The sequence below is a fragment of the Metabacillus sediminilitoris genome (assembly GCF_009720625.1).
GTDB lineage: Bacteria > Bacillota > Bacilli > Bacillales > Bacillaceae > Metabacillus > Metabacillus sediminilitoris.
Window position 1 is genome coordinate 100,001 of the sequence record NZ_CP046266.1, and the last position, 13,903, is coordinate 113,903.

A 13,903-nucleotide genomic window follows, 5' to 3' on the forward strand; every position below is an offset into this window, starting at 1 on the left:
ATTGTTCTTACGAACAATGGTAGGAGAGCGTTCTAAGGGCTGTGAAGCTAGACCGGAAGGACTAGTGGAGCGCTTAGAAGTGAGAATGCCGGTATGAGTAGCGAAAGAGGGGTGAGAATCCCCTCCACCGAATGCCTAAGGTTTCCTGAGGAAGGCTCGTCCGCTCAGGGTTAGTCGGGACCTAAGCCGAGGCCGAAAGGCGTAGGCGATGGACAACAGGTTGAAATTCCTGTACCACCTCCTCACCATTTGAGCAATGGGGGGACGCAGAAGGATAGGGTAAGCGCGCTGTTGGATTAGCGCGTCCAAGCAGTTAGGCTGATAACGAGGCAAATCCCGTTGTCGTAAAGGCTGAGCTGTGATGGCGAGGGAAATATAGTACCGAAGTTCCTGATTCCACACTGCCAAGAAAAGCCTCTAGCGAGGTGAGAGGTGCCCGTACCGCAAACCGACACAGGTAGGCGAGGAGAGAATCCTAAGGTGAGCGAGAGAACTCTCGTTAAGGAACTCGGCAAAATGACCCCGTAACTTCGGGAGAAGGGGTGCTTTTTCAGGGCTTGCCCTGCGAAAAGCCGCAGTGAATAGGCCCAGGCGACTGTTTAGCAAAAACACAGGTCTCTGCGAAGCCGCAAGGCGAAGTATAGGGGCTGACGCCTGCCCGGTGCTGGAAGGTTAAGGGGAGAGGTTAGCGCAAGCGAAGCTTTGAACCGAAGCCCCAGTAAACGGCGGCCGTAACTATAACGGTCCTAAGGTAGCGAAATTCCTTGTCGGGTAAGTTCCGACCCGCACGAAAGGCGTAACGATCTGGGCACTGTCTCAACGAGAGACTCGGTGAAATTATAGTACCTGTGAAGATGCAGGTTACCCGCGACAGGACGGAAAGACCCCGTGGAGCTTTACTGTAGCCTGATATTGAATTTTGGTACAGCTTGTACAGGATAGGTAGGAGCCTGAGAAGCCGGAGCGCTAGCTTCGGTGGAGGCGTCGGTGGGATACTACCCTGGCTGTATTGAAATTCTAACCCGCAGCCCTTATCGGGCTGGGAGACAGTGTCAGGTGGGCAGTTTGACTGGGGCGGTCGCCTCCTAAAATGTAACGGAGGCGCCCAAAGGTTCCCTCAGAATGGTTGGAAATCATTCGTAGAGTGTAAAGGCACAAGGGAGCTTGACTGCGAGACCTACAAGTCGAGCAGGGACGAAAGTCGGGCTTAGTGATCCGGTGGTTCCGCATGGAAGGGCCATCGCTCAACGGATAAAAGCTACCCCGGGGATAACAGGCTTATCTCCCCCAAGAGTCCACATCGACGGGGAGGTTTGGCACCTCGATGTCGGCTCATCGCATCCTGGGGCTGTAGTCGGTCCCAAGGGTTGGGCTGTTCGCCCATTAAAGCGGTACGCGAGCTGGGTTCAGAACGTCGTGAGACAGTTCGGTCCCTATCCGTCGTGGGCGTAGGAAATTTGAGAGGAGCTGTCCTTAGTACGAGAGGACCGGGATGGACGCACCGCTGGTGTACCAGTTGTCTTGCCAAAGGCATAGCTGGGTAGCTATGTGCGGAAGGGATAAGTGCTGAAAGCATCTAAGCATGAAGCCCCCCTCAAGATGAGATTTCCCATAGCGTAAGCTAGTAAGATCCCTGAAAGATGATCAGGTTGATAGGTCAGAGGTGGAAGCGCGGTGACGTGTGGAGCTGACTGATACTAATCGATCGAGGACTTAACCTAATATATATGCGTTAAACAAAGTGAATTGAATTGTGAATCGTTATCTAGTTTTGAAGGAATATCCCTTCAAACTTAATATTATTTGGTGACGATGGCGAAGAGGTCACACCCGTTCCCATGCCGAACACGGAAGTTAAGCTCTTCAGCGCCGATGGTAGTTAGGGGTTTCCCCTTGTGAGAGTAGGACGTTGCCAAGTAAGAAGGCTGTACATTGTACAACCTTAATCCGGAGGATTAGCTCAGCTGGGAGAGCATCTGCCTTACAAGCAGAGGGTCGGCGGTTCGATCCCGTCATCCTCCACCATTTTATTTGCCGGTGTAGCTCAATTGGTAGAGCAACTGACTTGTAATCAGTAGGTTGGGGGTTCAAGTCCTCTCGCCGGCACCACTTATTTTAATAGAATCATATTGAAATGAGCCATTAGCTCAGTCGGTAGAGCACGTTCGAATAAACTGCGAAGCGAAACATCAGCGCACAAATCGAGTCGCTCCTTGAATAGTCCTTCTGAGATTTGGGCGGCTATACTAAGAGTGTTTTAAAACTAAGAGCCATTAGCTCAGTCGGTAGAGCATCTGACTTTTAATCAGAGGGTCGAAGGTTCGAGTCCTTCATGGCTCACCATTTATACACCTTGCGGGTGTGGCGGAATTGGCAGACGCGCTAGACTTAGGATCTAGTGTCTTTGTGACGTGGGGGTTCAAGTCCCTTCACCCGCACCATTTAAATATTGCGGAAGTAGTTCAGTGGTAGAACACCACCTTGCCAAGGTGGGGGTCGCGGGTTCGAATCCCGTCTTCCGCTCCAGTAAGTGCCGGGGTGGCGGAACTGGCAGACGCACAGGACTTAAAATCCTGCGGTAGGTGACTACCGTACCGGTTCGATTCCGGTCCTCGGCACCAATATAGAAAAGATCAACAAGATAATAATAAATAATATGCGCCCGTAGCTCAATTGGATAGAGCGTTTGACTACGGATCAAAAGGTTAGGGGTTCGACTCCTCTCGGGCGCGCCATATATTCGGGAAGTAGCTCAGCTTGGTAGAGCACTTGGTTTGGGACCAAGGGGTCGCAGGTTCGAATCCTGTCTTCCCGACCATTATTTTTAAAAAATTACGGGGCCTTAGCTCAGCTGGGAGAGCGCCTGCTTTGCACGCAGGAGGTCAGCGGTTCGATCCCGCTAGGCTCCACCAAATATTTTAAAAAAACTTCTTGACTTATGGTTGTGAAGTTTGGTATTATAATAAAGTCGCTTCTGAGAGAAACGACAAAAAATGATCTTTGAAAACTAAACAAAACCAAGCGTGCCAACGTTAATTTCGATTAACAAAACAACGTACTATAAAGTACAAATTTATGAGCTATATCAACTCTTTATTGGAGAGTTTGATCCTGGCTCAGGACGAACGCTGGCGGCGTGCCTAATACATGCAAGTCGAGCGAATCTGAGGGAGCTTGCTCCCAAAGATTAGCGGCGGACGGGTGAGTAACACGTGGGTAACCTGCCTGTAAGATTGGGATAACTCCGGGAAACCGGAGCTAATACCGGATAACATTTCGAACCGCATGGTTCGACATTGAAAGATGGCTTCGGCTATCACTTACAGATGGACCCGCGGCGCATTAGCTAGTTGGTGAGGTAACGGCTCACCAAGGCGACGATGCGTAGCCGACCTGAGAGGGTGATCGGCCACACTGGGACTGAGACACGGCCCAGACTCCTACGGGAGGCAGCAGTAGGGAATCTTCCGCAATGGACGAAAGTCTGACGGAGCAACGCCGCGTGAACGATGAAGGCCTTCGGGTCGTAAAGTTCTGTTGTTAGGGAAGAACAAGTACCAGAGTAACTGCTGGTACCTTGACGGTACCTAACCAGAAAGCCACGGCTAACTACGTGCCAGCAGCCGCGGTAATACGTAGGTGGCAAGCGTTGTCCGGAATTATTGGGCGTAAAGCGCGCGCAGGTGGTTTCTTAAGTCTGATGTGAAAGCCCACGGCTCAACCGTGGAGGGTCATTGGAAACTGGGGAACTTGAGTGCAGAAGAGGAAAGTGGAATTCCAAGTGTAGCGGTGAAATGCGTAGAGATTTGGAGGAACACCAGTGGCGAAGGCGACTTTCTGGTCTGTAACTGACACTGAGGCGCGAAAGCGTGGGGAGCGAACAGGATTAGATACCCTGGTAGTCCACGCCGTAAACGATGAGTGCTAAGTGTTAGAGGGTTTCCGCCCTTTAGTGCTGCAGCAAACGCATTAAGCACTCCGCCTGGGGAGTACGGTCGCAAGACTGAAACTCAAAGGAATTGACGGGGGCCCGCACAAGCGGTGGAGCATGTGGTTTAATTCGAAGCAACGCGAAGAACCTTACCAGGTCTTGACATCCCACTGACCGGTATAGAGATATACCTTTCCCTTCGGGGACAGTGGTGACAGGTGGTGCATGGTTGTCGTCAGCTCGTGTCGTGAGATGTTGGGTTAAGTCCCGCAACGAGCGCAACCCTTGATCTTAGTTGCCAGCATTCAGTTGGGCACTCTAAGGTGACTGCCGGTGACAAACCGGAGGAAGGTGGGGATGACGTCAAATCATCATGCCCCTTATGACCTGGGCTACACACGTGCTACAATGGATGGTACAAAGGGCTGCAAGACTGCGAAGTCAAGCCAATCCCATAAAACCATTCTCAGTTCGGATTGCAGGCTGCAACTCGCCTGCATGAAGCCGGAATCGCTAGTAATCGCGGATCAGCATGCCGCGGTGAATACGTTCCCGGGCCTTGTACACACCGCCCGTCACACCACGAGAGTTTGTAACACCCGAAGTCGGTGGGGTAACCGTAAGGAGCCAGCCGCCTAAGGTGGGACAGATGATTGGGGTGAAGTCGTAACAAGGTAGCCGTATCGGAAGGTGCGGCTGGATCACCTCCTTTCTAAGGAAAATGAGGCACACTTGGTTTTTGTTTAGTTTTGAGAGATCATTCTGATCTTTCTTATATGTAAGATACAAAACATAGGAGTATAAATGCTTGTAGCATTTGCACGTCCTGTGCTTTATGTTCCTTGAAAACTAGATAACGATAACAATTCAAGTAATTCACTGAGTTTAAACGCTTAGTTTAGTGATTCTCTTAATAATGATTAAAATGACATTTATAATGTCAAAGGTTAAGTTGTTAAGGGCGCACGGTGGATGCCTTGGCACTAGGAGCCGATGAAGGACGGTACTAACACCGATATGCTTCGGGGAGCTGTAAGTAAGCTTTGATCCGGAGATTTCCGAATGGGGGAACCCACTGCTCGTAATGGAGTAGTATTTTCACCTGAATACATAGGGTGATAAAGGCAGACCCGGGGAACTGAAACATCTAAGTACCCGGAGGAAGAGAAAGCAAACGCGATTTCCCAAGTAGCGGCGAGCGAAACGGAATTAGCCCAAACCAAGAGGCTTGCCTCTTGGGGTTGTAGGACACTCTATACGGAGTTACAAAGGAACGGAGTAAATGAAGAGGTCTGGAAAGGCCCGTCAAAGAAGGTAACAACCCTGTAGTTGAAACTTCGTTCCCTCCAGAGTGGATCCTGAGTACGGCGGGACACGTGAAATCCCGTCGGAAGCAGGGAGGACCATCTCCCAAGGCTAAATACTCCCTAGTGACCGATAGTGAACCAGTACCGTGAGGGAAAGGTGAAAAGCACCCCGGAAGGGGAGTGAAAGAGATCCTGAAACCGTGTGCCTACAAGTAGTCAAAGCCCGTTAATGGGTAATGGCGTGCCTTTTGTAGAATGAACCGGCGAGTTACGATCCCGTGCAAGGTTAAGTTGATGAGACGGAGCCGCAGCGAAAGCGAGTCTGAATAGGGCGAAAGAGTACGTGGTCGTAGACCCGAAACCAGGTGATCTACCCATGTCCAGGGTGAAGTTCAGGTAACACTGAATGGAGGCCCGAACCCACGCACGTTGAAAAGTGCGGGGATGAGGTGTGGGTAGCGGAGAAATTCCAATCGAACTTGGAGATAGCTGGTTCTCTCCGAAATAGCTTTAGGGCTAGCCTTGAAATTGAGAGTCTTGGAGGTAGAGCACTGATTGGACTAGGGGCCCCCATCGGGTTACCGAATTCAGTCAAACTCCGAATGCCAAAGACTTATGTTCAGGAGTCAGACTGCGAGTGATAAGATCCGTAGTCAAGAGGGAAACAGCCCAGACCACCAGCTAAGGTCCCAAAGTATACGTTAAGTGGAAAAGGATGTGGAGTTGCTTAGACAACCAGGATGTTGGCTTAGAAGCAGCCACCATTTAAAGAGTGCGTAATAGCTCACTGGTCGAGTGACTCTGCGCCGAAAATGTACCGGGGCTAAACGTATCACCGAAGCTGTGGATTGTTCTTACGAACAATGGTAGGAGAGCGTTCTAAGGGCTGTGAAGCTAGACCGGAAGGACTAGTGGAGCGCTTAGAAGTGAGAATGCCGGTATGAGTAGCGAAAGAGGGGTGAGAATCCCCTCCACCGAATGCCTAAGGTTTCCTGAGGAAGGCTCGTCCGCTCAGGGTTAGTCGGGACCTAAGCCGAGGCCGAAAGGCGTAGGCGATGGACAACAGGTTGAAATTCCTGTACCACCTCCTCACCATTTGAGCAATGGGGGGACGCAGAAGGATAGGGTAAGCGCGCTGTTGGATTAGCGCGTCCAAGCAGTTAGGCTGATAACGAGGCAAATCCCGTTGTCGTAAAGGCTGAGCTGTGATGGCGAGGGAAATATAGTACCGAAGTTCCTGATTCCACACTGCCAAGAAAAGCCTCTAGCGAGGTGAGAGGTGCCCGTACCGCAAACCGACACAGGTAGGCGAGGAGAGAATCCTAAGGTGAGCGAGAGAACTCTCGTTAAGGAACTCGGCAAAATGACCCCGTAACTTCGGGAGAAGGGGTGCTTTTTCAGGGCTTGCCCTGCGAAAAGCCGCAGTGAATAGGCCCAGGCGACTGTTTAGCAAAAACACAGGTCTCTGCGAAGCCGCAAGGCGAAGTATAGGGGCTGACGCCTGCCCGGTGCTGGAAGGTTAAGGGGAGAGGTTAGCGCAAGCGAAGCTTTGAACCGAAGCCCCAGTAAACGGCGGCCGTAACTATAACGGTCCTAAGGTAGCGAAATTCCTTGTCGGGTAAGTTCCGACCCGCACGAAAGGCGTAACGATCTGGGCACTGTCTCAACGAGAGACTCGGTGAAATTATAGTACCTGTGAAGATGCAGGTTACCCGCGACAGGACGGAAAGACCCCGTGGAGCTTTACTGTAGCCTGATATTGAATTTTGGTACAGCTTGTACAGGATAGGTAGGAGCCTGAGAAGCCGGAGCGCTAGCTTCGGTGGAGGCGTCGGTGGGATACTACCCTGGCTGTATTGAAATTCTAACCCGCAGCCCTTATCGGGCTGGGAGACAGTGTCAGGTGGGCAGTTTGACTGGGGCGGTCGCCTCCTAAAATGTAACGGAGGCGCCCAAAGGTTCCCTCAGAATGGTTGGAAATCATTCGTAGAGTGTAAAGGCACAAGGGAGCTTGACTGCGAGACCTACAAGTCGAGCAGGGACGAAAGTCGGGCTTAGTGATCCGGTGGTTCCGCATGGAAGGGCCATCGCTCAACGGATAAAAGCTACCCCGGGGATAACAGGCTTATCTCCCCCAAGAGTCCACATCGACGGGGAGGTTTGGCACCTCGATGTCGGCTCATCGCATCCTGGGGCTGTAGTCGGTCCCAAGGGTTGGGCTGTTCGCCCATTAAAGCGGTACGCGAGCTGGGTTCAGAACGTCGTGAGACAGTTCGGTCCCTATCCGTCGTGGGCGTAGGAAATTTGAGAGGAGCTGTCCTTAGTACGAGAGGACCGGGATGGACGCACCGCTGGTGTACCAGTTGTCTTGCCAAAGGCATAGCTGGGTAGCTATGTGCGGAAGGGATAAGTGCTGAAAGCATCTAAGCATGAAGCCCCCCTCAAGATGAGATTTCCCATAGCGTAAGCTAGTAAGATCCCTGAAAGATGATCAGGTTGATAGGTCAGAGGTGGAAGCGCGGTGACGTGTGGAGCTGACTGATACTAATCGATCGAGGACTTAACCTAATATATATGCGTTAAACAAAGTGAATTGAATTGTGAATCGTTATCTAGTTTTGAAGGAATATCCCTTCAAACTTAATATTATTTGGTGACGATGGCGAAGAGGTCACACCCGTTCCCATGCCGAACACGGAAGTTAAGCTCTTCAGCGCCGATGGTAGTTAGGGGTTTCCCCTTGTGAGAGTAGGACGTTGCCAAGTAAGAAGAGAGAAGATCAGTAGAGATACTGGTCTTTTTTGTTGTTTTTTAACAAAAATTGTAGGAAAATCACGTAAAGATATCGATATAGTCGAGAAATGTGTGTCGAAAATTTTATCTTCAGTACTTATACTCAAACAACCCTCTTCATTAACCTATCCTACTAAACTCATGATCCTTATTAACAAGGCCTTTAATCCATTCATAAAAATATATTTAGTTATAGGATAAAAATAAAAATATTTATTTTTATTAATAAATGTGTTTAAAAATAATGATTTGAGTATATATATATTAGATCATTTATTTAGGCAAAAGAGGAGACAAGATTGAATATGTTTGAGTTTTTAAATCAAGATACATATATCATGTTTACTCGTATATTAATCGCAACAGTTTTATGCGGTTTAATAGGGCTAGAAAGAGAGTTTAATAATCATCCTGCTGGTTTTCGGACACATTTACTAGTAGGATTAGGTTCATGTTTAATGATGATATTATCTCTATATGGATTTGAAAATTATATAGAACGTCATACTTCCCAAGTTCAGTTTGATCCAGCTAGGATTCCATCGTATGTCATCAGCGGTATCGGTTTTTTAGGCGGGGGTACGATTCTTGTGAAAGGTGCAACGATAAGAGGGTTAACGACAGCTGCATCCATTTGGATTGTTGCTGGGTTAGGCTTAGTTATTGGAGCAGGTATGTATGTTATTGCATTTTTTACTACTGTAATTGTATTAATGTGTTTGGTATTTTTAAATCGACTTGAAAAATATATGAATGTTAAAAGAACAAGAAAGAAAATGAAAATAGTGGTCCATTCACAAAAGACAACCATTGATCAAGTAATAGCGAAACTAGCACCCTATGGCGTAACAGTACATAAAATAACTTTGACATCCTGCAGTAAGGATAAAAATAATCATGCAATGTTTCAGTATCAGTTAGACTTTGACATTTCTTCTCTATTTCATGCCGATTTAGGGGAAATTTTAGTAGAAATTGATGAAGTGGAAAAAATATTTTAAGTACGTTTTACCTGAACTTATTTTGGCAATATTTAAAATGAGACAGAAGAGTTGAAAAATTTTTCTGTTCCATTTATAGTATGACTATAGTCAAATATAGTCAAAGTCAGTGAGGGGGAGGTTGAGTGAGAAATATTTCAGACATTATTGAACAGTATCTTAAACATGTACTGGACAATAGTGGCAAAGAAATCGTTGAAATTAAACGGAGTGAAATTGCCGATAAATTTCAGTGTGTGCCTTCACAGATAAACTATGTAATAAATACCAGATTTACAATTGAGAGAGGGTATGTTGTAGAAAGTAAGCGCGGCGGGGGCGGTTATATACGTATTATAAAAGTGCAATCGAATAATCAAGCCCATCTACTAGACCAAATCTTACACTTAATTCAAAATCGACTTTCACAAGCTTCTGCGGAAGACATTATAGGTCGGCTAATAAGAGAAAAAGTGATTTCTGCTCGTGAAGCAAAATTAATGTTAAGCGTGATTGATCGCTCAGTCCTATATATAGATCTCCCACATAGGGATGAGTTAAGAGCAAGGATGTTTAAGGCCATGATAACAACATTGAAATACAAGTGAAAGAAGGGGAGACGGATGATATGCCAAGAGTGTAAGGAAAGACCGGCAACGTTTCACTTTACGAAGGTAGTCAATGGTGAAAAAACAGAAGTTCATATTTGTGAGCATTGTGCACAAGAAAACAGTGAACTTTTTATGTTTAATGCTAACACGGGCTTTTCTTTAAATAATTTACTTACTGGTTTACTTAATATTGAAGCTGATCTTCATAAGAAGAAAGAACAAAAAGTCTTTAATACTGGTGATGAACTTCAATGTGACAGATGTAAAATGACATTTTCTCAATTTAAACAAACTGGACGTTTTGGCTGTTCAAATTGCTATCATACATTTAATATTTATATCAATCCAATCCTTAAGCGTGTGCATGGAGGAAATACAGTTCATACAGGGAAGATTCCTGAACGTATTGGAGGAGATATCCATATACGCAAGCAAATAGAAGGGTTGAAAAATAAAATTCATGAGTTTATTATCCAAGAAGAGTTTGAGCAAGCTGCAATGGTAAGAGACGAAATTAGATCTCTTGAAAAGAAATTGAGTAGCTCACAAGAGGAGGGATCTTAATAGTGTCACTCCAAAATTTTATGAATCATGCAATGAGTTCGTGGATGAACAAGGAAGGACCTGATTCAGATATTGTATTAAGCAGTCGGATTCGTTTAGCACGTAATATCGAAAAGTTTAATTTTCCGACGCTCTCCACGTATGAAGAATCACAAGAAGTTCTACATTTTTTTGAAACAACATTAAAAAACAAAACATTCCCCAAAATTGGCAGGTTAGAGTTACTAAAAATGAATGAATTACAGCCAATTCAAAAAAGGGTGTTAGTCGAAAAGCATTTAATCAGTCCGAACTTATCTGAGAATGCTATTTTTGGAGGATGCTTACTTTCTGAAAACGAAGAAGTAAGTATTATGATAAATGAAGAAGATCACATCCGAATTCAGTGTCTATTTCCTGGGTTACAACTGGGAGAGGCATTAGAAATGGCAAATAAGTTTGATAATTGGATTGAAGAAGAAGTAGATTACGCGTTTGATGAACAATGTGGTTATTTAACAAGTTGTCCAACAAATGTAGGTACAGGATTAAGGGCATCTGTTATGATGCACTTACCAGCAATGGTTCTAACACAGAAAATAAATCGAATTATTCCCGCTATTAACCATTTGGGGCTAGTGGTAAGAGGTATTTATGGTGAGGGCAGCGAGGCAGTTGGCAATATTTTTCAGATTTCGAACCAAATAACACTAGGGAAATCCGAAAAAGACATCGTTGAAGACCTTATCAGTGTAGTTCAACAATTAATAACCCAAGAAAGAACAACTCGTGAAGCTCTTTACAACAGCTCCCAAAATCAGTTAGAAGATAGAGTGTTCAGATCTTTAGGTACGTTAACGTATAGTCGTATTATTGAATCTAGTGAAACAGCAAAGTGTTTATCAGATGTTCGATTGGGTATTGATTTAGGAATTATAAAAGATCTATCTCGCACTATTCTAAATGAACTTATGATTTTAACTCAACCTGGATTTTTACAACAATATTTTGGTGGACCATTACGTCCAAATGAGAGAGATATTCGCCGTGCAGCTTTAATTAGAGAACGGTTGAATTTAGAAATGGAACGTAAAAAACGGATGGAGGATGATGAATCATGATGTTTGGAAGATTTACAGAGCGCGCTCAAAAGGTACTTGCATTAGCACAAGAGGAAGCAGTTCGTTTAGGTCATAATAATATTGGAACAGAGCACATTCTTTTAGGGCTTGTTAGTGAAGGTGAAGGAATAGCTGCTAAAGCTTTATTAGCATTAGGCTTAGGTCCTGAAAAAATCCAAAAAGAGGTTGAAGGCTTAATTGGCAGAGGCCAAGATGCTTCTCAAACAATTCATTACACACCGCGGGCAAAGAAAGTTATTGAGCTTTCTATGGATGAAGCGAGAAAGTTAGGTCATTCATATGTTGGAACAGAGCATATATTACTTGGCTTAATTCGTGAAGGCGAAGGAGTTGCTGCACGAGTACTGAATAATCTAGGTGTAAGTTTAAATAAAGCAAGACAACAAGTACTTCAACTATTAGGTAGCAATGAAACGTCTTCAAATCATCAAGGCAGTATGGCAAGTGCTAATACGCCAACGCTTGATAGCCTTGCTAGAGATTTAACGGCTATTGCTAGAGAAGGAAGTTTGGATCCTGTTATTGGTAGAAGCAAGGAAATTCAACGAGTTATTGAAGTGTTAAGCCGCCGTACTAAAAATAATCCTGTTTTAATTGGTGAGCCAGGTGTAGGTAAAACTGCGATTGCAGAAGGTCTTGCTCAACAAATTGTACAAAATGAAGTGCCGGAAATCTTACGTGATAAACGTGTTATGACACTTGATATGGGTACAGTTGTTGCTGGTACGAAATACCGAGGTGAGTTTGAGGACCGTCTTAAGAAGGTAATGGATGAAATACGTCAAGCTGGAAATATCATTCTCTTTATTGATGAGCTTCATACATTAATCGGTGCTGGTGGAGCTGAGGGTGCCATTGATGCTTCAAATATTTTAAAGCCTTCATTAGCTAGAGGTGAATTACAGTGTATTGGAGCAACAACACTTGATGAATATCGAAAATACATTGAGAAAGATGCTGCATTAGAACGTAGATTCCAACCAATTCAAGTAGATGAGCCGACACCTGAGGAAAGTATTCAAATTTTAAAAGGATTACGTGATCGTTATGAGGCACATCATCGAGTTTCTATTACAGATGAAGCCATTGATGCTGCTGTAAAATTATCTGATCGTTATATTTCTGATCGATTTTTACCAGATAAAGCAATTGATTTAATTGATGAGGCAGGATCAAAAGTTCGCTTACGCTCTTTCACAACACCGCCTAATTTAAAAGAGCTTGAGCATAAGCTTGATGAAATTCGCAAAGAGAAGGACGCTTCTGTACAAAGTCAGGAGTTTGAAAAAGCAGCTTCCTTACGTGATACAGAGCAACGCTTGCGTGAACAGCTTGAAGAAACAAAGAAAACATGGAAAGAAAAGCAAGGTCAAGAGAATACAGAAGTTACGGTTGATGATATTGCAATGGTCGTTTCTAGTTGGACCGGAGTACCAGTATCCCGGTTAGCTCAAACGGAAACAGATAAATTATTAAACATGGAAAGTCTCCTTCACTCTAGAGTCATCGGGCAAGATGAAGCAGTTGTTGCTGTTGCAAAAGCTGTCCGTCGTGCACGTGCAGGGTTAAAGGATCCAAAACGTCCGATTGGTTCATTTATTTTCTTAGGACCGACTGGTGTAGGTAAAACGGAGCTTGCAAGAGCATTGGCAGAATCAATCTTCGGCGATGAAGACGCCATGATTCGTATCGATATGTCCGAGTATATGGAGAAACACTCTACTTCTCGTTTAGTTGGTTCACCTCCTGGTTACGTAGGTTATGAAGAAGGCGGTCAATTAACTGAAAAGGTTAGAAGAAAGCCATACTCTGTTGTTCTTTTAGATGAAATTGAAAAAGCTCATCCTGATGTATTCAATATCTTATTACAAGTACTAGAGGATGGCCGATTAACTGACTCTAAAGGACGTACTGTAGACTTTAGAAATACAATTTTAATTATGACATCAAATGTTGGAGCAAGTGAATTAAAGCGAAATAAATATGTTGGCTTTAATGTTCAAGACGAAACTCAAAATTACAAGGATATGAAAGGCAAAGTAATGGATGAGTTAAAACGTGCATTCCGACCAGAATTCATTAACCGTATTGATGAAATTATCGTGTTCCACTCATTAGAAAAGAAACATTTAAAAGAAATCGTTACTCTTATGTCAGATCAATTAACGAAACGACTAAAAGAACAAGATTTATCATTGGAATTAACTGAATCTGCTATCGAAAAAATTGCAGATGAGGGGATTGATCTTGAATATGGTGCAAGACCTTTACGTCGTTCTATTCAAAAGAATGTTGAGGATCGACTTTCAGAAGAATTATTAAGGGGTACAATTGATAAAGGCCAAAAAATTATTTTAGATGTAGAAAACGGTGAATTTGTCGTTAAGACGGCTGAAAAGGAAGAAGTTAGATAAATTTTATAGCTACCTACAATCAAATGTAAGAGTAGGACATATAGAATAAAAATGTGTAAACCAATTGAGGCATACTACGAAATGTGTGCCTCACTTTCTTATATTTGGAGGAATTTCAATTTTTATGTTAAAAAAGATTCCTCAAAATATCCTCTACTTTCTATATAATTGAGATAAGTATC

5 protein-coding genes, 9 tRNA genes and 5 rRNA genes (1 of these 19 only partly in view) are annotated in these 13,903 nt (G+C 44.6%); all 19 read left to right on the forward strand.

Annotation, left to right across the window (positions count from 1 at the left end):
* Positions 1 to 1,721: ribosomal RNA gene (locus GMB29_RS00490) — 23S ribosomal RNA — on the forward strand; it begins 1,209 nt to the left of the window's first position.
* Between the two features lie 81 nt (positions 1,722 to 1,802).
* Positions 1,803 to 1,918: ribosomal RNA gene (rrf, locus tag GMB29_RS00495) — 5S ribosomal RNA — on the forward strand.
* A 31-nt stretch (positions 1,919 to 1,949) separates the two neighbouring features.
* Positions 1,950 to 2,025, forward strand: a tRNA-Val gene (locus tag GMB29_RS00500).
* A gap of 8 nt (positions 2,026 to 2,033) precedes the next feature.
* A tRNA-Thr gene (locus GMB29_RS00505) sits at positions 2,034 to 2,109 on the forward strand.
* 158 nt (positions 2,110 to 2,267) lie between these two features.
* Positions 2,268 to 2,343, forward strand: a tRNA-Lys gene (locus GMB29_RS00510).
* 12 nt (positions 2,344 to 2,355) lie between these two features.
* Positions 2,356 to 2,441 (forward strand) — tRNA-Leu (locus tag GMB29_RS00515).
* 10 nt (positions 2,442 to 2,451) lie between these two features.
* A tRNA-Gly gene (locus tag GMB29_RS00520) sits at positions 2,452 to 2,526 on the forward strand.
* Positions 2,527 to 2,532: 6 nt separating this feature from the next.
* Positions 2,533 to 2,621: transfer RNA gene (locus GMB29_RS00525), tRNA-Leu, on the forward strand.
* 37 nt (positions 2,622 to 2,658) lie between these two features.
* Positions 2,659 to 2,735: transfer RNA gene (locus GMB29_RS00530), tRNA-Arg, on the forward strand.
* 6 nt (positions 2,736 to 2,741) lie between these two features.
* A tRNA-Pro gene (locus tag GMB29_RS00535) sits at positions 2,742 to 2,818 on the forward strand.
* An 18-nt stretch (positions 2,819 to 2,836) separates the two neighbouring features.
* Positions 2,837 to 2,912: transfer RNA gene (locus tag GMB29_RS00540), tRNA-Ala, on the forward strand.
* A gap of 181 nt (positions 2,913 to 3,093) precedes the next feature.
* Positions 3,094 to 4,643: ribosomal RNA gene (locus GMB29_RS00545) — 16S ribosomal RNA — on the forward strand.
* A gap of 233 nt (positions 4,644 to 4,876) precedes the next feature.
* Positions 4,877 to 7,806 (forward strand): 23S ribosomal RNA (locus tag GMB29_RS00550).
* Between the two features lie 81 nt (positions 7,807 to 7,887).
* A 5S ribosomal RNA gene (gene rrf / locus GMB29_RS00555) occupies positions 7,888 to 8,003 on the forward strand.
* The 16S, 23S and 5S rRNA genes sit together here with 9 tRNA genes alongside, the layout of an rRNA operon.
* Positions 8,004 to 8,336: 333 nt before the next feature.
* Positions 8,337 to 9,032: an MgtC/SapB family protein gene (locus GMB29_RS00560; RefSeq protein WP_227551443.1), complete on the forward strand. Its 696-nt coding sequence runs from the start codon at positions 8,337 to 8,339 to the stop codon at positions 9,030 to 9,032.
* Between the two features lie 125 nt (positions 9,033 to 9,157).
* Positions 9,158 to 9,619: a CtsR family transcriptional regulator gene (locus GMB29_RS00565; protein WP_136357982.1), complete on the forward strand. Its 462-nt coding sequence runs from the start codon at positions 9,158 to 9,160 to the stop codon at positions 9,617 to 9,619.
* 15 nt (positions 9,620 to 9,634) lie between these two features.
* Positions 9,635 to 10,186, forward strand: coding sequence for a protein-arginine kinase activator protein McsA (locus GMB29_RS00570; protein WP_136357980.1), 552 nt, complete (start codon positions 9,635 to 9,637; stop codon positions 10,184 to 10,186).
* 2 nt (positions 10,187 to 10,188) lie between these two features.
* Positions 10,189 to 11,286 (forward strand): protein-arginine kinase McsB, encoded by a 1,098-nt coding sequence (locus GMB29_RS00575; RefSeq protein ID WP_136357978.1) that lies wholly within the window; start codon positions 10,189 to 10,191, stop codon positions 11,284 to 11,286.
* The gene (gene clpC, locus GMB29_RS00580; RefSeq protein ID WP_136357975.1) at positions 11,283 to 13,721 is read left to right on the forward strand and encodes an ATP-dependent protease ATP-binding subunit ClpC; all 2,439 of its coding nucleotides are present in this window, start codon (positions 11,283 to 11,285) and stop codon (positions 13,719 to 13,721) included. The genes GMB29_RS00575 and clpC overlap by 4 nt, the downstream gene beginning before the upstream one ends.
* The last annotated feature ends 182 nt before the right edge of the window (positions 13,722 to 13,903 follow it).

Excerpts from the sequence above, each read along its gene's own strand:
- clpC (WP_136357975.1), top strand. The coding sequence starts at position 11,283 with ATGATGTTTGGAAGATTTACAGAGCGCGCTCAAAAGGTACTTGCATTA.
- GMB29_RS00570 (WP_136357980.1), top strand. The coding sequence starts at position 9,635 with ATGATATGCCAAGAGTGTAAGGAAAGACCGGCAACGTTTCACTTTACG.
- GMB29_RS00560 (WP_227551443.1), top strand. The coding sequence starts at position 8,337 with ATGTTTGAGTTTTTAAATCAAGATACATATATCATGTTTACTCGTATA.